The organism is Bradyrhizobium iriomotense (assembly GCF_030160715.1).
GTDB lineage: Bacteria > Pseudomonadota > Alphaproteobacteria > Rhizobiales > Xanthobacteraceae > Bradyrhizobium > Bradyrhizobium iriomotense.
Map to the genome: position 1 here is coordinate 1 of NZ_BSOW01000067.1, position 20,397 is coordinate 20,397.

General features: G+C 63.8%; 21 protein-coding genes. 17 read left to right on the forward strand and 4 right to left on the reverse strand.

Translation table 11 applies throughout. The annotated features are described in order from the left end of the window. Window positions 1–226, forward strand: a 226-nt coding sequence (locus tag QQL28_RS44250; protein WP_284276057.1) for a hypothetical protein, incomplete at its 5' end; no start/stop codon positions are given. Window positions 227–923: 697 nt separating this feature from the next. Here QQL28_RS44250 and QQL28_RS44255 read toward each other — a convergent pair. Continuing rightward, a complete protein-coding gene (locus QQL28_RS44255; RefSeq protein ID WP_284276059.1) occupies window positions 924–1,823 on the reverse strand; it encodes a LysR family transcriptional regulator in 900 nt (299 codons plus the stop codon). A gap of 150 nt (window positions 1,824–1,973) precedes the next feature. Between QQL28_RS44255 and QQL28_RS44260 the strand changes: the two genes are divergently transcribed. From QQL28_RS44260 to QQL28_RS44290, 7 genes are all read left to right on the forward strand, one after another. Then, window positions 1,974–3,182 (forward strand): arabinose transporter, encoded by a 1,209-nt coding sequence (locus QQL28_RS44260; RefSeq protein ID WP_284276061.1) that lies wholly within the window; start codon window positions 1,974–1,976, stop codon window positions 3,180–3,182. Next, window positions 3,179–3,958 carry a carboxymuconolactone decarboxylase family protein gene (locus tag QQL28_RS44265; protein ID WP_284276063.1) on the forward strand — a complete coding sequence of 260 codons (780 nt, stop codon included), beginning with the start codon at window positions 3,179–3,181 and terminating at the stop codon, window positions 3,956–3,958. Before QQL28_RS44260 ends, QQL28_RS44265 begins: the two co-directional genes overlap by 4 nt. Before the next feature lie 11 nt (window positions 3,959–3,969). Continuing rightward, entirely contained in the window at window positions 3,970–4,443 is a 474-nt protein-coding gene (locus QQL28_RS44270) for a cytochrome P460 family protein (RefSeq protein WP_284276065.1), read from the forward strand. 18 nt (window positions 4,444–4,461) lie between these two features. Then, entirely contained in the window at window positions 4,462–4,692 is a 231-nt protein-coding gene (locus tag QQL28_RS44275) for a tautomerase family protein (protein WP_284276067.1), read from the forward strand. Between the two features lie 119 nt (window positions 4,693–4,811). Then, window positions 4,812–5,207, forward strand: coding sequence for a (R)-mandelonitrile lyase (locus tag QQL28_RS44280; RefSeq protein ID WP_284276096.1), 396 nt, complete (start codon window positions 4,812–4,814; stop codon window positions 5,205–5,207). A gap of 58 nt (window positions 5,208–5,265) precedes the next feature. After that, on the forward strand, window positions 5,266–6,126 hold the full coding sequence (locus QQL28_RS44285; protein ID WP_284276069.1) for an aldo/keto reductase: 861 nt from the start codon (window positions 5,266–5,268) through the stop codon (window positions 6,124–6,126). Window positions 6,127–6,178: 52 nt separating this feature from the next. Further along, a complete protein-coding gene (locus QQL28_RS44290; protein WP_284276071.1) occupies window positions 6,179–6,946 on the forward strand; it encodes a glucose 1-dehydrogenase in 768 nt (255 codons plus the stop codon). A gap of 69 nt (window positions 6,947–7,015) precedes the next feature. Here the strand turns inward: QQL28_RS44290 and QQL28_RS44295 are convergent, their stop codons facing one another. Further along, on the reverse strand, window positions 7,016–7,912 hold the full coding sequence (locus QQL28_RS44295) for a LysR family transcriptional regulator (RefSeq protein ID WP_284276073.1): 897 nt from the start codon (window positions 7,910–7,912) through the stop codon (window positions 7,016–7,018). Between the two features lie 181 nt (window positions 7,913–8,093). Between QQL28_RS44295 and QQL28_RS44300 the strand changes: the two genes are divergently transcribed. The 9 genes from QQL28_RS44300 (at window position 8,094) to QQL28_RS44340 (ending at window position 17,016) form a co-directional block, all read left to right on the forward strand. Beyond that, window positions 8,094–9,089 (forward strand): aldo/keto reductase, encoded by a 996-nt coding sequence (locus QQL28_RS44300; RefSeq protein ID WP_284276075.1) that lies wholly within the window; start codon window positions 8,094–8,096, stop codon window positions 9,087–9,089. Window positions 9,090–9,134: 45 nt separating this feature from the next. Beyond that, a complete protein-coding gene (locus QQL28_RS44305; RefSeq protein ID WP_284276077.1) occupies window positions 9,135–10,022 on the forward strand; it encodes an aldo/keto reductase in 888 nt (295 codons plus the stop codon). Between the two features lie 35 nt (window positions 10,023–10,057). Beyond that, complete coding sequence (locus QQL28_RS44310; RefSeq protein WP_284276079.1) at window positions 10,058–11,218, forward strand: aldo/keto reductase; 1,161 nt, start codon at window positions 10,058–10,060, stop codon at window positions 11,216–11,218. Window positions 11,219–11,303: 85 nt separating this feature from the next. Further along, window positions 11,304–12,044 (forward strand): SDR family oxidoreductase, encoded by a 741-nt coding sequence (locus QQL28_RS44315; protein WP_284276098.1) that lies wholly within the window; start codon window positions 11,304–11,306, stop codon window positions 12,042–12,044. Window positions 12,045–12,082: 38 nt separating this feature from the next. Next, window positions 12,083–12,499 (forward strand): carboxymuconolactone decarboxylase family protein, encoded by a 417-nt coding sequence (locus QQL28_RS44320; protein WP_284276081.1) that lies wholly within the window; start codon window positions 12,083–12,085, stop codon window positions 12,497–12,499. A 122-nt stretch (window positions 12,500–12,621) separates the two neighbouring features. Further along, window positions 12,622–13,272, forward strand: a complete 651-nt coding sequence (gene paoA, locus QQL28_RS44325) for an aldehyde dehydrogenase iron-sulfur subunit PaoA (RefSeq protein WP_284276083.1) — start codon at window positions 12,622–12,624, stop codon at window positions 13,270–13,272. Beyond that, window positions 13,269–14,219, forward strand: coding sequence for an FAD binding domain-containing protein (locus QQL28_RS44330; RefSeq protein WP_284276085.1), 951 nt, complete (start codon window positions 13,269–13,271; stop codon window positions 14,217–14,219). The genes paoA and QQL28_RS44330 overlap by 4 nt, the downstream gene beginning before the upstream one ends. Before the next feature lie 3 nt (window positions 14,220–14,222). Continuing rightward, complete coding sequence (locus QQL28_RS44335; protein WP_284276087.1) at window positions 14,223–16,490, forward strand: xanthine dehydrogenase family protein molybdopterin-binding subunit; 2,268 nt, start codon at window positions 14,223–14,225, stop codon at window positions 16,488–16,490. Window positions 16,491–16,620: 130 nt separating this feature from the next. Then, the gene (locus QQL28_RS44340; RefSeq protein ID WP_284276089.1) at window positions 16,621–17,016 is read left to right on the forward strand and encodes a (R)-mandelonitrile lyase; all 396 of its coding nucleotides are present in this window, start codon (window positions 16,621–16,623) and stop codon (window positions 17,014–17,016) included. 120 nt (window positions 17,017–17,136) lie between these two features. On the opposite strand, the gene QQL28_RS44345 is transcribed toward QQL28_RS44340, so the two are convergent. After that, entirely contained in the window at window positions 17,137–19,038 is a 1,902-nt protein-coding gene (locus QQL28_RS44345; RefSeq protein ID WP_284276092.1) for a TniQ family protein, read from the reverse strand. Beyond that, on the reverse strand, window positions 19,035–20,174 hold the full coding sequence (locus tag QQL28_RS44350) for a TniB family NTP-binding protein (protein ID WP_284276094.1): 1,140 nt from the start codon (window positions 20,172–20,174) through the stop codon (window positions 19,035–19,037). Before QQL28_RS44350 ends, QQL28_RS44345 begins: the two co-directional genes overlap by 4 nt. Window positions 20,175–20,397 lie beyond the last annotated feature (223 nt).

The following is a 20,397-nucleotide window of genomic DNA, read 5'->3' on the forward strand; positions in this document are numbered from 1 at the left end:
CATCGAGCTTCCTTTTGCCGGTATCGATCCCGACACAGATCGTGGTACGCTTCGCCATCTTCGTCGATCCCTCCCTTGTGATGCGAACCTTGAGTTCACTACGAGCTACGGTCAGGGGGTAAAGTGCGCTGTCACCGAAATCTCAAATGCAACACGACTGGACCTGATGCCCCCCCAAAGTGCAAACAACTCTTTTGCGGCGCGATCGCAAGCTACACAAACGTAGTCTTGCTGGAAAAAGCGATGAGTGGGGCCTAGAGAAACCGCCGCTTGAGCCACTCGAAATAGCCCATGCGTGTAGCAATAACCCGAATGGGAGAGCCAAAGCGGTGATCAACCAATATTCGCGCGGAAAGAACGCCGACGGAATTGGAAGGACGGAGCACACAGCCGCAATCCACAAGGCAATGTAGAAAACAGTCCGGCCACACCGATCTATTAGCGCTCCGTGCTTCGCTCTCTCGAGGACGGAATAAGTTTCTTTCGGGGGCATGGTCGATACTCTTCCGCCGATGGAAACTAGCAGAACTCTAGCACAAATCCGATGACGATGGCACCAGCGCAAGCTGGCGAGCCCGGTCTGCAGATTCGACAACCTGGCTGTAAATAAATGGAAAAAGGGCGGCCTCTCGGCCGCCCTTCGTGGATGCCCGGGTCAAGCCCGGGCATGACAATCGTCGTCTCTCGCTTTCACCAAAGAAAGCCCGCGATCCAATATCCGGACCCCTTGTTTTATAGGGTTTGAAAAGGCGCTTTTCTCGAAGTAGCCCGCTATTCTCACCATAGTCGGCCCGCGAGCGGAAATCTGGACTCGCATTCTCAACGGTGGTCGAGCGCGTACCGGTTCAAATTTCTCGGTATTTTTCCGTTGATTCCAGCACCAACGAGCAAAGTAACGGACCGCGGGCTCTCGCTCGAAGTTGTCAGCGCCCCTTGTACCGCAGCGCGTTGACCAGGAGTGAGAAGGCGGGCGAGGGTTGCCGCCGGCTGGGATAGTAGAGGTGGTACCCCGAGAACGGCGGACACCAATCTGCCAGCACGCGAACGAGCCGACCTTCCGATATGTACGGCTGAACATGTCCCTCGGTGAGGTAGGCGAGACCCAGACCCTTCAGCGCGCCGTCCAGGAGAAGGCCGGCGCTGTTGAACACCAACTGTCCGTCGACCCGCACGTTGAGCTCGCGTCCGTTCTTTTCGAACTCCCAAGCGTAGAGGCTGCCGCCGTGCGTGGGCAAGCGTAGGTTGAGACAGTTGTGCTGGGTCAGATCTTGCGGCGTCTTCGGCCGCTTGCGATCGGTGAAGTAGGATGGCGAGCCGACCACGGCCATCCGCAGATCGGGGCTGATGCGCACGGCGATCATGTCCTTGGCGACGAGTTCGCCGGGGCGGATGCCGGCATCGACCTGCTGCGCCACGATGTTGGTGAGCCCGTAGTCGATGATCACCTCAACCTTTACGTCCGGATACTGGGGCAGAAGCCGAGACAGCGCGGGAAAGAGAATAGCACTCGCCGCATACTCTCCTGCCGTGACGCGCACCGTTCCGGCCGGCTTTTCGCGGAGTTCGCTGAGCGCCGCGAGATCGGCGTCCATCTCGGAGAACTTGGGCCCGATGCTCTGGAACAGGCGTTCGCCGGCCTGCGTCGGCGTGACGCTGCGCGTCGTCCGGTTCAACAACCGCACGCCGAGCCGTTCCTCGAGATTGCGGATGATTTGAGAGAGCCCTGACTGGGTCATTCCGAGCTTGGCCGCGGCACGCGTGAAACTGCGTTCCCGCGCCACCGCCAGGAAGGCGAGAAGATCGCTGGCGTCGTCCCGTTCCATTGATAAGTCCAACTACTGACTGCATTCGAAATCTATCACCTAATCAGGGGGGCGGGGAAGGCCTAGCTTCGGGTCAGCGATCGGGCAGGCAAAGCCCAGAACGAAAGGCCGGGAACCATGACAGAGGGACACCGGGCAGGAGCTCTGAGGATGTCTGTCACGACCATGCAAGAATCCTTTCCGGCCCCAAGCATCACGGCCACGTTGCTTCCCATCATGGGCGTGGTGTTCGTCGGCTTTCTTGTCATTGGCGTGGCCATGCCCGTCCTGCCTCTTCACGTGCACGACGGACTGGGTTTCGGCCCGTTCGTGGTGGGCCTGGTCGCAGGCAGCCAATTCGCCGCGTCGTTGATCTCCCGCCCTTTGGCCGGCCACTTCTCCGATGCGCGCGGAGCGAAGCGAGGGGTGATCGTCGGTCTGCTCGGCGCCGCTGTCGCCGGGCTGCTCTACCTGCTGTCCCACGCTCTGAGCGGATCTCCGCTGATCTCGGTGGTGGTCCTGCTCGCGGGGCGCGCGCTGCTCGGTGGAGGGGAGAGCTTCATCATCACCGCGGCCGTGAGCTGGGGCCTCGCGCTCGCCCATTCGAGCAACACCGGCAAGGTGATCGCATGGGTCGGGTCGGCGATGTTCGCTGCCTTCGCGATCGGTGCTCCCGCCGGCTCGGCGCTCTATGCCGGCTACGGGTTCGCCGCGATCTCGCTCGCGACCACTTTGGCGCCGCTCGCCGTGCTGCCTCTCGTCGCTCTTCTGCCGGCCGTCGCGCCGGTGAAGCACGTGCGGGCCTCGTTCGTCGAAGTGGTCGGTGCCGTTTGGGTGCCCGGACTGGGCTCCGCGCTGGGCAGCGTTGGCTTCGGCGCCGTGACCACATTCGTCGTTCTGCTATTCGCGGCGAGGGGGTGGGCTAACGGGTGGGCGGCGTACACCGCTTACGCGGTCGCCTTCATTCTCGCACGACTGTTCTTCAGTCATCTGGCCGACAGGATCGGCGGCGCGAAGGTTGCGCTGGTCTGTGCCGCCGTCGAAGCCGCCGGCCAGGCGCTGATCTGGCTCGCCGTCCGCCCTGAGATGGCGCTCGCCGGCTCGGCCCTTACCGGCTTCGGCTTCTCGCTGGTCTACCCGGGCTTCGGCGTCGAAGCCGTCCGCCGCGTCCCGGCACAGAGCCGGGGTCTCGCGATGGGCGCCTACACCGCCTTCCTCGATCTCGCTCAAGGCCTCGCCAGTCCTGCGCTTGGTCTGATCGCCGCCGGGTCGAGGCTGAACGCCCTGTTTCTCGTCAGTTCGGCGACCGTGCTGTGCGCTTCGCTCGTCGCCTGGTGGCTGATCGCGCACCCGATAACTCTGGAAGGAGCCCAACAATGAAGACGTTCGCAGCGACATTGTTTTCGTTCTGTCTGTTCGCCGGCGCGGCCGCCGCACAGACGCCCGTCGGAGGAGCAAATGCCATGGTGAAGCCAGAAGACATCCACGCCGTCGCGCCCGCACTCGAAGGCTACGCGCAGAAGTTCGTCGTCGAGGACCTGTGGAAGCGGCCGGGCCTCTCGCGCCGCGACCGCGGCATCGTCACGGTCGCCGCCCTGATCGCACGCGACCAGACCATCGAACTGCGTCACTACCTGGCACTCGCGCTCGACAACGGCGTGAAGCCGTCCGAGATATCGGAGATCATCACGCACCTGGCATTCTACACCGGCTGGGCGAACGCGATGGATGCGATCCCCGCAGCGCGGGATGTCTTCAAGAGCCGCAACATCGGACGCGACCAGCTTCCGCCGCTCTCGGAACCGCAGCTTCCGCTCAACGAGGCGGCGGAGAAGCAACGGGCCACCCGTGTGGGAGAGCAGTTCGGCCAGATCACGCCGAGCCTCGTCCAGTACACGACCGACGCGCTGTTCCGGGATCTCTGGCTCAGGCCGGCGCTGGCTCCGCGAGACCGCAGCCTCGTCACCGTTAGCGCCCTCATCGCCACCGGTCAGGTCGCGCAGATCACCTATCACCTGAACCGCGCGATGGACAACGGGCTGACGAAGGAAGAGGCCGGCGAGGTGCTGGGCCATCTCGCCTTCTACGCCGGCTGGCCCAACGCATTCTCGGCGGCACAGGTAATCAAGGACGTCATCGAGAAGCGGTCCAAGTGAGGAAGAGCGCGATGAAGATCCAGAAGACCAGGAAGCTGATTGTCGTTCTGGGCTTCGCCGCGGCAGCGGCGGTCGCATCGCAGGCTCGGGCCTCGCGCGATCTAGTGAAGTTTCCCCAACGCTATGCCAGCGACGACGCGCACTACGCGACCGTGACGAGGGGCGGCATCCGCGAAGAGATCTTCGCAACGCGCGCTGCGATCGAAGCGGCCAGGAAGGGGCAGCCTCTTCCGAGTGGAACGGTCATCACGATGGAGGATTATCGGGATGGCAAGCTGTTCCGCTACATCGTCTTGGAAAAGCGGGCGGGCTGGGGCGCGGAGTATCCGCCCGAGCAGCGCAACGGGGAATGGGAATTCCAGGCGTTCAACGCCGACAAGACGGTGAACGAGACCGAGAACGTCGGGCGTTGCTTCTCCTGTCACAAGTCCCAATCGGCCCAGGACTTCGTCTTCACCTTGGATCGCATGACGAAGGCCAACTGATCCTGAAAGGAGGGAGCCATGCCCCACGTCGTGGTGAAGCTATTTTCCGGGAAGTCGAAGCAGCAGAAGGCGGTCCTCGCCGAGGCCATCACGAAGGCGGTGATGGATACGCTGGGTTACGGTCAGGAGTCCGTATCGGTCGGTATCGAAGACGTCGAACCGAAGGATTGGGCGAGCCGCGTCTACGGGCCAGACATCGTCGACAAGCCCGAGACCATCTTCAAGAAACCCGGATACGACCCGCGCTGAAAGGAAGCTCGATGATCACGCGCAGAAACGTGCTCGTCGCCGGCGGCGCGGCCACTCTAATCAGTTTGAACTTCAAATCAGCGCAGGCCATCGAGCCTGCAAAGGAGGTCTCCATGGACATGGACATCAAGCGCAACGGCTCTCGTCCCTCGCAGAAGGGTTCGGGCGAATGGTTCACCGGAGCGGTTCGCATCGACCCGCTCTTCTCGGCGCCGGAGCCCGCACGGACAGGTGCCGGCCAGGTGACGTTCGAACCCGGGGCCCGCACCGCCTGGCACACGCATCCGCTCGGACAGACGCTGATCATCACGGCCGGCCTAGGTTGGGTGCAACGTGAGGGCGGTCCGGTCGAAGAAGTCCGCCCGGGCGACGTGGTGTGGTTTCCGCCGGGACTGAAGCACTGGCATGGCGCCTCGTCGACCACCGCCATGACGCACATCGCCGTTCAGGAATCCGTCGGGGGCAAGAACGTCGACTGGATGGAGAAGGTCACCGACGAACAATATCGCAAGTGATCGAATCGACCTCGCCTGACGCCGACCGGCGCAGAGCCCCAACGTTGAGAGAGAACCAATGATTGCTCCGGAAACTTTCACGCTTGCCAACGGCGTGCGAATTCCCAAACTGGGATTCGGGACTTGGATGATCGAGGACGGCGATGCCGCCGGCCTCGTTCAGCAGGCGATAGCGATCGGCTACCGCCATATCGACACGGCCCAGGCCTACGCCAACGAGCGTGGTGTCGGCGAAGGGCTGCGCGCCAGCGGAATAGCCCGCGACGAACTCTTCGTCACGACGAAGCTCGACGCGGGCTGCAAGTCATACTCCAAGGCCCGCACGCTGATCGACGGCTCGCTGGCTGCGTTGAGCGTCGGGCACATCGATCTGATGCTCATCCACAGCCCCCAGCCTTGGGCCGAGTTTCGCGGTGCCGACCACTACTTCGAGGGCAACCTGGAGGCGTGGCGGGCGCTTGAAGAGGCCCACGTCGCCGGCAAGCTGCGCGCGATCGGTGTTTCCAACTTCGAACAGGCCGATCTCGACAACATCATCGAGAACGCGTCCGTGAAGCCCGTGGTGAACCAGATCTTGGCCCACGTCGGCAATACGCCGTTCGACCTGATCGACCACTGCCGCAGCCGCGACGTGCTGGTGGAGGCCTATTCTCCGGTCGCGCACGGCGCGGTCCTGAAGAACCCTCAGTTGGCCGGGCTCGCTGCCAAATACGGCGTTTCGGTTGCGCAGCTCTGCATTCGCTACTGCCTGGAGCTCGGGCTCCTGCCGCTGCCGAAGACCACCCGTCCCGAGCATCTGCGCAGCAACATCGCCGTCGACTTCGAGATCACTGCCGAGGACATGGCGACCCTCAAGGCAGCCGAACACGACGACTACGGCGAGGACTCGAAGTTTCCGGTGTTCGGGAAAAGACGGTGACCGTCGCTTTGGGCTAGAGCCCGCGTCGCGACTGCAGCGATAGGAGAACATGATGAATCCCCGCTACGATTTCGCCGGCCAAATCGCGCTGGTTACAGGCGCTTCCAAGGGCATGGGGCTGACGACCGCGCGTATGTTCGCCGAGAGCGGGGCCTCCGTCGTCCTTTGCGATGTCGACGGCGACTTGGCTGCGGAAGAGTCGGCCCGGATCGTCCGCGGCGGAGGTTCGGCGCTCGGATTGAGATGCGATGTCTCAGACGAAGCCCAGGTCGCGGCGGCAGTCGATCGGACGGTTGCCGACTACGGGCGGCTCGATATGGCGTTCAACAACACTGGCATCCAAGTCCCGCCATCCGACGCGGCGGACGAGCCGTTCGAACAGTTCGAACGGGTCGTCGCCGTCAACCAGCGCGGTGTCTGGAGTTGCATGAAGCATGAGCTCAGAATCATGCGTGAACAGGGCTCGGGCGCGATCGTGAATTGCTCGTCGCTCGGTGGACTCGTCGGCCTGCCGCAGCGGGCGGCCTATCACGGCACCAAGCACGCCGTGCTGGGCATGACCAAGAGCGCTGGTGTGGAATATGCGCCGCGCGGAATCCGGATCAATGCGGTTTGTCCAGGGACGATCGACACTCCGATGGTCGCGGACATGCTCCACGGTCAATCCGAGGCGATGGCCGAGATCATGAAGGAGCAGTCGATCGGACGGCTGGGCCGCCCTGAGGAGGTCGCCGCAGCGGTGCTTTGGCTCTGCAGTCCGGCCGCGAGCTTTGTAGTCGGCATCGGTCTACCAGTCGACGGCGGGTTCACGGCTCACTGACCGCAGAGAACGGCTTTGGGCATTGAGCCGCTAACGAGCTCGCGGCAGACAGAAGCGCGGCTCGGTTTGTCACCTTGTGCGATACCGCAAGGCCTCGACCAGCACGGCGAATGCCGGCGTGGGCTGCCGGCGGCTAGGATAATAGAGGTGGTAGCCGGCGAACGGCGCGCACCAATCCTCCAGTACGCGGATCAGCCTTCCGCTGGCGATGTCGGCCTCCACTTGATCCTCGGTCATATAGGCCAGACCGAGTCCGTCCCGGACGGCGTTGAGACGCAGCGCCAGGTTCGTGAAGATCAACTGGCCATCGACACGGACCTTCAACGCGCGACCGCGCTTCTCGAATTCCCACGCGTAGATGCCGCCGAGGGTCGGGAGCCGAATGTTGATACAGTTATGCTCAGTAAGATCCTGGGGCCTCTTTGGGAGCGGCCGCCGCGCGAAGTAGGAAGGCGAGCCCACCACCGCCATCCGCAGGTCGGGCCCGATGCGGACGGCGATCATGTCCTTCGCAACCTGTTCGCCGAGGCGCACGCCCGCGTCGTATCGCTCGGCAACGATGTCGGTGAGGCCGTAGTCGACGACCAGCTCGACCTTGATGTCGGGATAGGTCGGCAGAAGCTTCTTCAACGCCGGCCACAGAACGGTCTCCGCGGAGTGCTCCCCGGCCGTGATCCGGATCATGCCTGCCGGTCGGTCCCTCAGCTCGCTTAGGTCGGCGAGTTCCGCTTCGATCTGGTCGAACCGCGGGCCGATCGTCCGTAGCAGACGCTCTCCGGCGGGGGTCGTGGCCACGCTGCGCGTCGTTCGGGCCAGCAGACGCACCCCAAGGCGAGCCTCGAGCCCGCGGATCGCGTGGCTGAGAGCGGACTGGCTGACGCCGAGCTTTGCCGCCGCCCGTGTGAAGTTTTGCTCCCTGGCGACAGCAAGGAAGCCGAGGAAATCATTGAGGTTCTCGCGCAGCATTCATGAACTCCACTCATAGAAGCATGCACATCTTAGCATCTAATCGCAATAAATGCGTCGAGCTACCTTCAGGTCGCGGGGACGGGGCGCCTCGATAGGAGCGTCTCTCACCGCCAGCCGTTTAGCCCGAACGGGTTGGGACGTGCGCTGGCGGCGCTCTTCGCGATCGAAGGAGAACGAGATGAAGAAGCGCATACTCGGAAAAAGCGGTCTCGAAGTATCGGCCATCGGCTTCGGATGCATGGGGCTGAACTTCGGCTATGGGTACGCGCTCGGGAAGGAAGACGCAGTTAATCTGATCCGCGCCGCCCACGACCGCGGAGTGACTTTCTTCGATACGGCCGAGATCTATGGACCTTTCACGAACGAGGAACTAGTGGGCGAGGCGCTGGCTCCGGTGCGAGACAAGGTCGTGATCGCCACCAAGTTCGGCTTCGCCATCGACCCGGCGACCGGTAAGCAGTCGGGCCTGAACAGTCGTCCGGAACGCATTCGCCAGGTCGCCGAGGGGTCTCTCAAGCGCCTGAAGACCGATCGCATCGACCTGTTCTACCAGCACCGCGTTGATCCGGACGTTCCGATCGAGGACGTCGCCGGCGCCGTCAAGGACCTGATCAAGGAAGGCAAGGTCAAGCATTTCGGCCTGTCGGAGCCCGGGGCTCAGACGGTCCGCCGCGCGCATGCGGTGCAGCCTGTCGCGGCGCTCCAGAACGAATACTCGCTCTGGACGAGGGGGCCGGAGACCAATGGCATCTTGCAGGCTTGCGAGGAGCTTGGCATCGGCTTCGTGCCCTACAGCCCGCTCGGCAAGGGCTTCCTGACCGGAGCGATGAACGAGAACACGAAGCTTCCCGAAGGCGACTTCCGCAGCATCCTTCCGCGTTTCACGCCCGAGGCGATGAAGGCCAACCAGGCCCTGGTAGACCTCCTGAAGCAAATCGGCGAGCGCAAGAAGGCGACGCCAGCGCAGATCGCGCTCGCCTGGCTGCTCGCGCAGAAGCCGTGGATCGTCCCGATTCCGGGCACCACCAAGCTTCATCGGCTTGAGGAGAACCTGAAGGCTGCGGAAGTCGAACTCGGTGCCGACGATCTCGCCCAGATCCAGAAGGCCGCCGCTGCGATCCAGGTCGAAGGGGAGCGCTATCCGCCGCACCTGCTGGCTGTCACGGGGCGCTGAGCAACGGCGGAGGCGAGCCCCCAAGGTTAGGAAAGAGATGCATCCATGACCAACGATGTGACGACGCAGACCCTGAACAACGGCATCGTTATGCCGAGCATCGGGCTCGGAGTTTTCCAGACCTCGCCGGATGCGACGACGTCCGCAGTCACGGAAGCGCTGCGGGTGGGATACCGCCTCATCGACACGGCGGCCGCGTACTTCAATGAGCGTGAAGTCGGCGAAGGCGTCCGTCAGTCCGGTTTGGGACGGGACGACGTATTCATCGAGACGAAGATCTGGATCAGCGATTACGGCTACGACGCCACGCTGCATGGCTTCGAGAAGAGCGCGCGCAAGCTGGGGGTGGAGCAGATAGACCTGTTGCTGCTGCATCAGCCGTTGCCTTCTGCTTTCGATCGGACCCTTGATGCCTACCGGGCGCTCGAAAAGCTGCTCGCCGACGGCAAGGTGCGCGCTATCGGGGTCAGCAATTTCATGCCCGAGCACCTGGCGCGTCTGCTGGCGGAGACGTCCGTCGTACCGGCCGTGAACCAGATCGAGTTTCATCCGTACTTCCAGCAGACGACGCTTGCGCGCATGCATGGGGAGCATGGCATCCTCACCCAGGCCTGGTCGCCGATCGGCGGCATCACCTCGTACAGGGGCGGCGAGAGGAGAACGTTCGACGACCCGATTCTGCTTGAAATCGGCCGGCACCACGGCAAGTCGGCGGCTCAGGTGATGCTGCGTTGGCATCTTCAGCACGGCCGCTCGGCGGTCCCCAAGTCGATCAAGCCCGCCCGCATCGCTGAGAATTTCGGCGTCTTCGATTTCGAGCTTTCCAAAGATCAGGTCGGCGCCATCGATACGCTCGACACCGGTATCCGTGGCGGACCGGATCCGGACAGCATCACCCTCGAACAGTACGGCAAGCAAATCCCGGAGGCATGAGGGCCGGTCGCGTGACGATGGAAAGAAGGACGGACATGGATAAAGAGCGCGAAGGCGTACTCGGACGTCGGAGCTTCCTGACGGCGGCGGGAGCTGTCGCGGCGGCGCCGCTGCTCGGCGGTTTGCACTCGCGGGCCTCGGCTCAAGCGGCCGAGCCTGGTCCGTCGATCGCAATTCCATCGATCGGAAGACGCAAGCTCGGAGCGCTGGACGTCTCCAGCGTGGGCCTCGGCGTCCAGAACATGAGCCGGACCTATCAGACGACGATCCCGACGCGGCCCGAGATGATCAACATCATCCGCGCGGCCTTCGACCGCGGCGTCACGTTCTTCGATGCGGCAGAGGCGTACGGCCCCCACGAAGTCGAGCGAATCCTGGGAGAAGGTATCGCGCCGTTCCGCGACAAGGTCGTGATCACATCGAAGTTCGGGTGGAATATCGATCTCGAGACCGGAGAGCGCAGGCCGGGGCTCAACAGTCGGCCTGATCATATCAGGCTCGCGGTCGCGGGAATGCTCAAGCGCCTGCGAACCGATCGCATCGATCTTCTCTACCAGCACCGGGTGGATCCGCAGGTGCCGATCGAGGATGTCGCCGGCGCGGTCAAGGATCTGATGGCGGAAGGCAAGGTCCTGCACTGGGGATTCTCCGAGATGGGACTGAACACGCTGCGAAGAGCCCATGCAGCGTTGCCTGTCACGGCCGTGCAAAATGAATACTCGATGCTGTGGCGCGGACCTGAAAGAGAAGTGCTGCCGCTTTGTGAAAGCCTTGGCATCGGCTTCGTGCCCTGGAGCCCGCTAGGCGTCGGCTTCCTCACCGGCGCGATCGACGCAAACACTCGGTTCGCGGACGGCGACATCCGCAAGATCGAGTCGCGCTTCTCGCCGGAAAACCTGCCGCGCAACCTGCGCCTTGTGGAGCTGGTGAAAAAATGGGCCGCACGCAAGCAAGCCGCGCCCGCACAAATCGCCCTGGCTTGGCTGATGGCGCAGAAGCCATGGATCGTCCCAATCCCGGGTACGACGCAGATGCCGCATATGCTTGAGAACGTGGGCGCGGTGGCGGTCGGCTTCACGCCCTCAGAACTTGCGGAGCTCGATGCGTCTGTCGCGGCCATCGAAATCCAGGGAGCCCGTCTTCCGGACGCCGTCCAGGTCTTTTCAGGTGTTGAAGCACCACCGCCGCGAAGCTGAGCTAAGGCAGACGGCCTTGCCGCTCGACGCGGCTGCCTCAGCCCGCTCTATCCCAACAAGCACTCACACACTGAAGAGCACTCACATGACAAAAGGCATCGAAGGGAAGGTCATCGTCATCACCGGCGCGAGCAGCGGTCTGGGCGAAGCGTCCGCGCGGCATCTGGCAGAGCGCGGGGCCAAGCTGGTTCTCGGCGCACGGCGGATCGACAGGCTGAACGCGTTAGCCCGCGAACTGTCGCTGGGCGACCGCGCGGTGGTCGCCACCGACGTTACGAAGGCCGAGCAGGTTCAAGCACTCGTCGAGCAGGCCGTCCAGTCGCATGGTCGTATCGACGTGCTGCTCAACAACGCCGGTCTGATGCCCCACTCGCCTCTGGAGCGCGGCAAGATCGAGGATTGGGATCGCATGATCGACGTGAACATGAGGGGAGTCCTTTACGGGATCGCGGCGGCGCTGCCGCACATGAAGGAGCAAAAAGCCGGCCACATCATCAATGTGTCCTCGGTCGCCGGGCATTTCGTGCGCCCCGGCAGCGCGGTCTATGCTGCGACGAAACATGCCGTACGCGTGATCTCCGAGGGCCTGCGGCAAGAAGTGAAGCCTTACAACATCCGGAGCACCATCATTTCGCCGGGCGCGATCGCGACCGAACTCCCCGCCAGCATCACGGAGCCCGACGTCGCCGAAGGCATCCGCGACTACTATGAGAAGTATGCGATCCCAGCTTCGTCGTTCGCGGAGATGGTCGCGTTTGCAATCAGCCAACCGGACGAGGTCGACATCAACGAAATCCTGTTCCGGCCAACCCGGCAGGAGCTCTGACGCGGTCGGTCGCCATCGTAACTATGAAGGAGACGATCATGAAAGCTGTTGTCGCGGGCCTTCTAACCGTTGCCGTCGCCGCATTCGCCGGCCTCGGGACAGCACGCGCGCAAGACAAGTCAACCGGTGCGTCTGCGGCACAAACCCGAGCACAGCGTCTGATGGGGGACATCGCGCCCAAGCTCGCTGAACTTACCGACGGGGTGCTGTTCGGCGACGTGTGGGAGCGTCCGCAATTGTCGAAAAGGGACCGCAGCCTGGTCACTGTGAGCGCGCTGATCGCACTCAACCGAACGGATCAGCTTCGCTCGCACCTCGCCTTGGCTCGGGACAACGGGCTTTCGGAAGAGGAGTTGGTCGAGACGATCACGCACTTGGCTTTCTATTCTGGCTGGCCGAACGCCGTTGCCGCAGTGGCCATCGCCCGAGAAGTCTTCGGCAAGCCGCGGAATTGAAGGTCTCATTTCACCCGCGTGCGGAACTCGCCTTTTGTCCCGGTATCGTGACGCAAGATTAGGGAACAATCGGCCTCGCCCGCGTTAGTCGTCCCGTCCTCCTATCTGATGGAATCGCATCGATGTCGAAGAGCTCCGCGTTCGAACTATCCCGGCGGAAACTTCTTATGGGCACCGCCGCCAGCGTGGCGCTTGGCGCTACCGCCGGCAGAGCAGAGGCCCAAGCGCCACTCGCACAAACACTCGCCGCCGGCACGCCGTCGCTTTCCAAGGTTTCGTTCACCGTCAACGGAGCCGCCCGCGAACTCGAGCTCGACGCCCGCACGACGCTTCTCGACGCGCTGCGCGAGCACCTGCATCTCACGGGCTCTAAGAAGGGCTGCGACCAGGGGCAGTGCGGCGCCTGCACGGTGATCGTCGGCGGCCGAAGGGTTACCTCCTGCTTGACCTTGGCCGTCATGCACCAGGGCCACGACATCACGACGATCGAAGGCTTGGGCACCCCTGAAAACCTGCACCCGATGCAGGCCGCCTTCGTCAAGCACGACGGTTATCAGTGCGGCTACTGCACGCCGGGCCAGATCTGCTCCGCGGTGGCGATGCTGAACGAAGTCAAGGCGGGGATACCCAGCCACGTCACCGCCGATCTGAACGCAGATATCGAACTGACGAACGCCGAGCTCCGCGAACGCATGAGCGGCAACATCTGCCGTTGCGGCGCCTATTCCAACATCGCCGAGGCGATCACCGAGGTCGCAGGGAGGCAGGCATGAAACCATTCACCTACGAACGAGCGAATTCGCCAGCGCAAGCCGCGGCATCGGCAAGCCGCGTGGACGGCGCCAAGTTCGTTGCCGGCGGCACGAACCTTCTGGACCTGATGAAGCTCCAGATCGAGACGCCCAAGCACCTGATCGACGTTAATGGACTGGGTCTCGACAAGATCGAGGAAACCGCGGAAGGCGGACTCCGGATCGGGGCGCTGGTGCGCAACACCGATCTGGCCTCCGACAAGCGGGTCCGGAAGGACTTCGCCGTGCTCTCGCGCGCGCTGGTCGCCGGTGCCAACGGTCAACTGCGCAACCAGGCCACAACGGCCGGCAATCTTCTCCAGCGCACCCGCTGCCCGTATTTCTACGACACCAATCAGCCGTGCAACAAACGCCAGCCCGGAAGTGGATGCGGAGCGCTGCAGGGCTTCAACCGCTCGCACGCCATCGTGGGCGCGAGCGACGCCTGCATCGCGGTGCATCCGAGCGACATGGCGGTCGCGATGCGTCTCCTCGATGCTAAGGTCGAGACCGTGCGCGCCGATGGTGCGGTGAGAAGCATTCCTATCGCCGACTTCCACCGTCTGCCCGGCGACACGCCCCAGGTCGAGACCGCGCTCGGCGCGGGCGAGCTCATCACCTCGGTCACCCTGCCGAAACCCCTCGGCGGCGCCCATTTCTACCGCAAGGTACGCGACCGCGCCTCGTTCGCCTTCGCGCTGGTGTCGGTAGCCGCCGTCGTGCAGCGGGACGGTAGCGGACGCGTGGCCCTCGGCGGCGTCGCCCACAAGCCGTGGCGCGTGGAAGCGGCGGAACAGAAGATGCCTCAAGGTGCGAAGGCCGTGACTGCGGAACTGCTGGCCGGCGCGAAACCAACAGAACAGAACGCATTTAAGGTAGCCGTCGTCGAGCGCACGCTTGGCGCCGTGCTGGCCGAGGCGAAAGGCTGAGCCATGAAGTTCGACGCTCCCGCCACCACGAACCCGATCGACCAGCTCAAGGTGGTTGGTCAACCCGTCGACCGGATCGACGGTCCGCTGAAAACCACCGGGACGGCACGCTACGCCTACGAACGGCACGACGCGGTTCCGAATGCCGCGTACGGGTACGTGGTCGGCTCCGCCATCGCGAAGGGACGCATCAAGTCGATCGATGTCGCTGCGGCAAAGGCAGCGCTCGGCGTTCTCGCCATCGTCACCGCCGAGAATGCCGGCAAGTTGGAGAAGGGCCGGCTCAACACCGCGAAGCTTCTCGGCGGTCCGGAGATCCAGCACTATCACCAGGCGATCGCAGTGGTGGTCGCGGAAACGTTCGAGCAGGCCCGGGACGCCGGACAGATGCTGCGGGTCGACTACGATCGGGAGCAAGGTTCGTTCGACCTGCGCGGCGGAATGGACACGGCGAAGCCGGCCGGCATCACGGCAGGCCCGCCCGACACCGCGGTCGGCAACTTCGGCTCTGCGTTCGCGGCTGCGCCGGTCCAGCTCGACGAGACCTACACCACGCCGGACGAATCCCACGCGATGATGGAGCCTCATGCCTCCACGGCGGCATGGGACGGCGACAAGCTGACCATCTGGACGTCCAACCAGATGATCGCCTGGGGTGTCGGCGAGGTCGCTAAGACTTTGAACATGCCGAAGGAGAATGTACGGCTGATCTCGCCCTTCGTCGGCGGCGGCTTCGGAGCGAAACTCTTCGTCCGGTCTGACGCCATTCTGGCCGCGTTGGGAGCGAGAGCTGCGGGACGACCGGTCAAAGTGACGCTGCAGCGTGCGCTGGTCATCAACAACACGACGCATCGCCCGGCGACGATTCAGCGAATCCGGATCGGCACGACCCGGGACGGCAAGATCACGGCGGTCGGTCATGAAAGTTGGTCGGGCGACCTGACGGGCGGCAAACCTGACGGCGCGGTCAGTCAAACCCGAATGCTCTATGCCGGCGCCGACCGGATGACCGCCACGCGCCTCGCCGCGCTTGATCTGCCGGAGAGCAACGCGATGCGGGCTCCGGGCGAGGCGACCGGCATGATGGCGCTTGAAATCGCAATGGACGAGATGGCTGAGCGGCTTGGGATGGACCCGATCGAATTCCGGATCCTCAACGACACCCAGGTCGTGCCCGACGTCGCCTCGAAGCCTCCATCTCAGGATCCCCAAGCCATCAACAATCGCGAGGCGCAGAGCCCGTCAAAGGACAAGCCGTTTTCGCAGCGGCAACTGGTCCAATGCTTCCGCACGGGCGCCGAGCGCTTCGGCTGGGACAAGCGGATAGCGCAGCCCGGCCAGGTCCGCGATGGGCGCTGGCTGGTGGGAATCGGCGTCGCGTCCGCGTTCCGCAACAACCAGTTGACGAAGTCCGCCGCCCGCGTGCGGCTTGAGACCGACGGGACCGTGACTGTCGAGACCGACATGACGGACATCGGCACCGGCAGCTACACGATCATCGGGCAGACCGCCGCCGAGATGATGGGCGTGCCTCTGCAGAAGGTCGCTGTCCGCCTTGGCGATTCCAGTTTTCCGATATCGTCCGGATCCGGAGGTCAATGGGGCGGCAACAATTCGACCGCCGGCGTCTACGCCGCTTGCGTGAAGCTGCGCGAGATGGTCGCCCAGAAGCTCGGCTTCAATTCGGCCGAAGCCGCGTTCTCCGACGGCGAGGTCCGCGCGGGCAACCGCGCCGTCCCGCTCGCCGATGCGGCGCGCGACGGCAGCCTCAGCGCCGAGGACGCCATCGAGTACGGCGATCTGGACAAGAAATTCCAGCAGTCGACCTTCGGTGCTCACTTCGTGGAGGTAGTCGTCGATGCGGCGACGGCCGAGATCCGGGTCCGCCGGATGCTCGCGGTCTGCGCCGCCGGCCGCATCCTCAATCCCAAGACCGCCCGTAGCCAGGTGATCGGCGCGATGACCATGGGAGTGGGCGCAGCGTTGATGGAGGAACTCGTCGTCGACAAGCGCGTGGGCTTCTTCGTCAACCACGACCTGGCGAGCTACGAGGTGCCCGTCCACGCGGACATACCGCACCAGGACATGATCTTCCTGGACGAGACCGATCCCATGTCCTCGCCGATGAAGGCAAAGGGCGTGGCCGAGCTCGGCATCTGCGGCGTGGCGGCCGCGGTCGCCAACGCGGTCTACAACGCCACGGGCGTGAGGGTGCGGGACTATCCGGTCACGCTGGACAAGCTGATCGCGAAGCTTCCGGCCGTCGGATGAGCGGCGAGCGGTGACTGCAAGTACGCGGAGACAGATCTTGGCCGGGGCGGGTGGCCTGGTCGCTGCGGCGGCGGGATCCGCCATCGCCGCGGAAACGAAACTCGTTCCGACATCGGGAGGCATCCAGACAATGGACATCAAGCGAAGCGGCTCTCAGCCGTCGGAAAAGGGGCCGGCCGAATATTTCACCGGAGCCGTCCGGATCGATGCGCGGTTTTCCGCGAGCGCGCCCGCGCGGGTGGGCGGCGCGACCGTCACCTTCGAGCCCGGCGCCCGCACCGCCTGGCACACCCATCCGCTCGGTCAGACCCTGATCGTCACATTCGGCTCAGGCTGGGTGCAGCGCGAGGGAGGCCCGATCGAGGAGATCCGGCCTGGCGACATCGTCTGGTTCGCACCGGGCGAAAAGCACTGGCATGGCGCCACGCCGACGAGCGCGATGACGCACATCGCCATCGCCGAATCCTTAGACGGGAAGACCGTCGACTGGATGGAAAAGGTGAGCGACGAGCAGTACCGGCGCTGAACCAGCCAGAGACAGACTTGCAGCGAGTGAGTGGGGGGCCTCGTCGGCAGAAACGCCGTCAGGGGCTTGCTGAGCCATCTTGTGCGTCACAGAGGGCGCATTGCTGCGCCCGACGCGTTCCTATAGGCCTTTCCGCCGACCGGACGTATTCGGCTTCGAGGAACTCGCCTGCCCAAGCGGCCTCTGCGCGGGTACGCGGAACCCTTTTACGGCCAATTCCGCGATTCGATACAATCTGGCGAAGACCCGCTCGAACGCCGGTACGACACCGGCCTGATCGAGCTTTGCCCTCATCGTCCCGATATGGACGCCATGCTCGTTAGACAGCCGCCACAGCGAAACATATTCGCCCCGAAAGCGCTCGATCTCGTCGGCGGGGACGAGCCTTTGCGGGGATTTGTTCACGGGATTGGGGGCGATCAGGGTGACGACGTGAGCCTGCTCGATCAAGGCGCAGAGCGAGGCCTCGGAAATGCCGATCTGGCGAGCCGCTTGGCGGAGTGGCCTTCCGCCATTGTCCGCCCCCCGTAGCGCCGTCATCGCCTGGTTAGGATTGACGAGTATGCCGAGGTAGCCGCGGGCGTCGGCCGACGTTCTGGTATCGAGTCGGCCATCGAGGATCAATCTGATGACCTCGGCCGCTGACCGGCAACACTGTTTGGCCGTCTCGGGGATATTTCGAAGATGCCTGTGCTTCGAAATCCTTCGCGAATTGACGCCCAATTTGATGAGAAACGCGTCGAGATCGGAGACGGCGTACCGGTCTTGCCCGCCGGCAGCCGCAGCGCGATGCCGGGGCTGCACGAAACCATGCTGGATCAGCACCGCCATCTGACTGCGCGGCGCGTTCAGATGCTCCATCGCTTCAGAAGCGGACAGGGCGTCTGCCAGCGGCGCCGCGACCGCGAGCCCTGCATCGGCGTCGAACAGCACGTTATGGTCGGATAGGTCCATCTGCGCGTCGGTGACGAGGCCCGCGCCACGTAAATGCCTGCGCAGCACTTTCGGATGTACCGAGGTATGACGGGCCAGGGTTTGGATGGAGTGGAGACGACGCTTTTCCATCGGCCGGCCCAGGATGGACTGGCCGCCTTCGATAGCGAAATTCTCCATCACGTAGTCGCGCATGATCGCGCGGACGCCATCGAGGTCCGGATCGTCCAAGGTTCGGCTAAGCAGCCAGTAGAGTTTGCCGAAGGCGGCGGTAGGACCATCGAGCCTGGAGCGGCCATGGACGGAGCTTTTGAGCTGCGCCAGCATCGAACGAAAAGTGGCGGCGCCGCCGGCCAGAGAGTTGTACCCCATGGCCCCGGCGGCTCCCCGCTGGTCTTCGGTGAGCTGTTTGCTATCAAGCTCCGGAAACAGCGCCACGGCGCCCGCCGTTTCGCAGAGGCGGACGAGGGGCGCGATGCGCATCGAATCCGGAAGCGCCGCGCCTTTCACGCCATCAAGCCGCCGCAGCACGTAGGTCTGAAGCGGACTGGGTTTTCTCGGCGGCACATTCGCCAGTTTGGCAAGCCGCGGGAGCAGCAGCTTTGCGTGTTGGGCAAAGTCATGCCGCAGCTTGGCTTCGGCGGCGTCGTCGGCGTAAGCCAGCGGAATGCGGTGGAGGGGGCAGAGATGTACGACGTCCAGCAGCCAGGTGGCCCGCCCGTACATAGCTGCCTGCGGCAGCAGCCGTGGGTTTGCTTCGATGTCGGCGAGCGCGCAGGCGGGACAGATCGCGAGCCGGGTACGCCGAAGGACTGTCCGGTCCAGGGGCTCCCCGCGGAACGTCCATTGGAGCGGGCCAGACTTGGCAAAAGCGTTGTCGAGCAGGAGATCCGTCTTGATACCGCCGAGGGCCGCAAGCGTGCGGAGGTTTCTCTCGTCACCGTCGGCCACGTCGACGAGGCGGATCTCGAAGTGTTTGCAGAAAGGATCAGCTCGGATGCCGTTGCATGCGGCCAGCCGTGACGCGTAACTCATCGGCGTCTCGTCGGCGCGGAATGGCACGGTGAGGCGAAGCTTGGGAACGGTCATGGATCAGACCTGCGCGGCTTCCCCTTTTTCGTCTTAGGCTCGTCTTCGTCGTCCTCCTCCTTGGGACGATGCTGAATGATGCTGGTGTCGATGTCCTGCCAGTAGTCGGATACGAACACGTTGAGCTCCACCGGCTGTAACGTCCTGGCCGCATAGCCGTCCGCATAGTCTTGCTGGGTGACAACCTTTCGGCCTGACAAGACGCAGACGCCGATAGCCAGGACCGTGAGTTCGAAGAACAGCCCGAACTGACGCGCGGCACCGTGGCAGATGCGTGCGCGCATTTCGGTTTCCTTGGCGGCCTTCAGCGAGACGCCGGCGAGCTTTTCATACTCGCCCAGTCCGCGGTCGAGATCCTTACGGTCGTGCTTCGGATCAATCGGATGGAACTCGACGAACCTGGTACGTCGCGTCAACGTGGTATGCGATTCCCGAGCCTCCGGAGTGGGCTCGTCCAGGAAGTCGTCGTCGAAGAGCCTCCTCAATTCCCGCAGTCCCGAAATAATAGGATTCACAGGCCAGTCGAGATCCGTCATCAGACCCGCGAACGTCTCGACGATCTTGCTGCGTTCGAGGCGGTTCTTCTGTTTGATGATCCGCTGCGCTTCCTCGAAGTGGGGAACGAGAATGTTCTGATGCTGCATCTGGAAGCGGGCGAGGGCCCAGGCCTCGTTTTCGGGTAGGTGCGTTTTCGTTCGATACCCGCAGGCATGCACAGTTGCCAATCCGAGCTGACCCAAGGTCGCCGGCGCGCGGGTTTGGATGGTGATGAGGGGGCAACCCCCTTTGGGATTCCGGTAGTTCGGGAAGTAGGGGTTGTCCTTCAGGAAGTGCTGCATCGCTTTCGTCTTGCCCGCGCCGCTCGGGGCGATGATGGCGATCGCGCTGCCTTCGCCGCGGTTGTCGACACCTTCGGGACGGGATAGGTCTCGCCGCTCCATGTTGTCCATGATCATGAGATCGATCTTCTGGGCGAGATCATCGTCACGGCTCGTCGTAACGTAGTGAGCCTTCAGCTTCTCCATCAACGCCACGTGCTTGAGCGTGGTCGGCCCTGACAAGCGGCGCCATAATTTGATGGGGTCGTTGCTCGGAGGATCGCTCTCCGGCGGCGTTGATGGTGCCTTGCTCTTCATACCGTTAATCCTGAAGTTTGAAGATGCGCCGGAAGCCGGGCCGCCGCTGTGCCCGCTTCGGCGCGCGGGCCGCCCTCTCAGTCGCGGCTGTGGCCCTCTTGCCCTGCCTTTTTGTGTCCGGCTTCGCTTTTCCGGACGAGCGGCGCCCCTGGGCGCGCGCGGTCGCGCCGCTGGCGCGCTTCGGCTTGGAGGATGCGGCGCGGCGACGCTGGGGCCCGGCGCG

Excerpts from the sequence above, each read along its gene's own strand:
- QQL28_RS44255 (WP_284276059.1), bottom strand. The coding sequence starts at position 1,823 with ATGGAACGGGACGACGCCAGCGATCTTCTCGCCTTCCTGGCGGTGGCG.
- QQL28_RS44260 (WP_284276061.1), top strand. The coding sequence starts at position 1,974 with ATGTCTGTCACGACCATGCAAGAATCCTTTCCGGCCCCAAGCATCACG.
- QQL28_RS44265 (WP_284276063.1), top strand. The coding sequence starts at position 3,179 with ATGAAGACGTTCGCAGCGACATTGTTTTCGTTCTGTCTGTTCGCCGGC.
- QQL28_RS44270 (WP_284276065.1), top strand. The coding sequence starts at position 3,970 with ATGAAGATCCAGAAGACCAGGAAGCTGATTGTCGTTCTGGGCTTCGCC.
- QQL28_RS44275 (WP_284276067.1), top strand. The coding sequence starts at position 4,462 with ATGCCCCACGTCGTGGTGAAGCTATTTTCCGGGAAGTCGAAGCAGCAG.
- QQL28_RS44280 (WP_284276096.1), top strand. The coding sequence starts at position 4,812 with ATGGACATCAAGCGCAACGGCTCTCGTCCCTCGCAGAAGGGTTCGGGC.
- QQL28_RS44285 (WP_284276069.1), top strand. The coding sequence starts at position 5,266 with ATGATTGCTCCGGAAACTTTCACGCTTGCCAACGGCGTGCGAATTCCC.
- QQL28_RS44290 (WP_284276071.1), top strand. The coding sequence starts at position 6,179 with ATGAATCCCCGCTACGATTTCGCCGGCCAAATCGCGCTGGTTACAGGC.
- QQL28_RS44295 (WP_284276073.1), bottom strand. The coding sequence starts at position 7,912 with ATGCTGCGCGAGAACCTCAATGATTTCCTCGGCTTCCTTGCTGTCGCC.
- QQL28_RS44300 (WP_284276075.1), top strand. The coding sequence starts at position 8,094 with ATGAAGAAGCGCATACTCGGAAAAAGCGGTCTCGAAGTATCGGCCATC.
- QQL28_RS44305 (WP_284276077.1), top strand. The coding sequence starts at position 9,135 with ATGACCAACGATGTGACGACGCAGACCCTGAACAACGGCATCGTTATG.
- QQL28_RS44310 (WP_284276079.1), top strand. The coding sequence starts at position 10,058 with ATGGATAAAGAGCGCGAAGGCGTACTCGGACGTCGGAGCTTCCTGACG.
- QQL28_RS44315 (WP_284276098.1), top strand. The coding sequence starts at position 11,304 with ATGACAAAAGGCATCGAAGGGAAGGTCATCGTCATCACCGGCGCGAGC.
- QQL28_RS44320 (WP_284276081.1), top strand. The coding sequence starts at position 12,083 with ATGAAAGCTGTTGTCGCGGGCCTTCTAACCGTTGCCGTCGCCGCATTC.
- paoA (WP_284276083.1), top strand. The coding sequence starts at position 12,622 with ATGTCGAAGAGCTCCGCGTTCGAACTATCCCGGCGGAAACTTCTTATG.
- QQL28_RS44330 (WP_284276085.1), top strand. The coding sequence starts at position 13,269 with ATGAAACCATTCACCTACGAACGAGCGAATTCGCCAGCGCAAGCCGCG.
- QQL28_RS44335 (WP_284276087.1), top strand. The coding sequence starts at position 14,223 with ATGAAGTTCGACGCTCCCGCCACCACGAACCCGATCGACCAGCTCAAG.
- QQL28_RS44340 (WP_284276089.1), top strand. The coding sequence starts at position 16,621 with ATGGACATCAAGCGAAGCGGCTCTCAGCCGTCGGAAAAGGGGCCGGCC.
- QQL28_RS44345 (WP_284276092.1), bottom strand. The coding sequence starts at position 19,038 with ATGACCGTTCCCAAGCTTCGCCTCACCGTGCCATTCCGCGCCGACGAG.
- QQL28_RS44350 (WP_284276094.1), bottom strand. The coding sequence starts at position 20,174 with ATGAAGAGCAAGGCACCATCAACGCCGCCGGAGAGCGATCCTCCGAGC.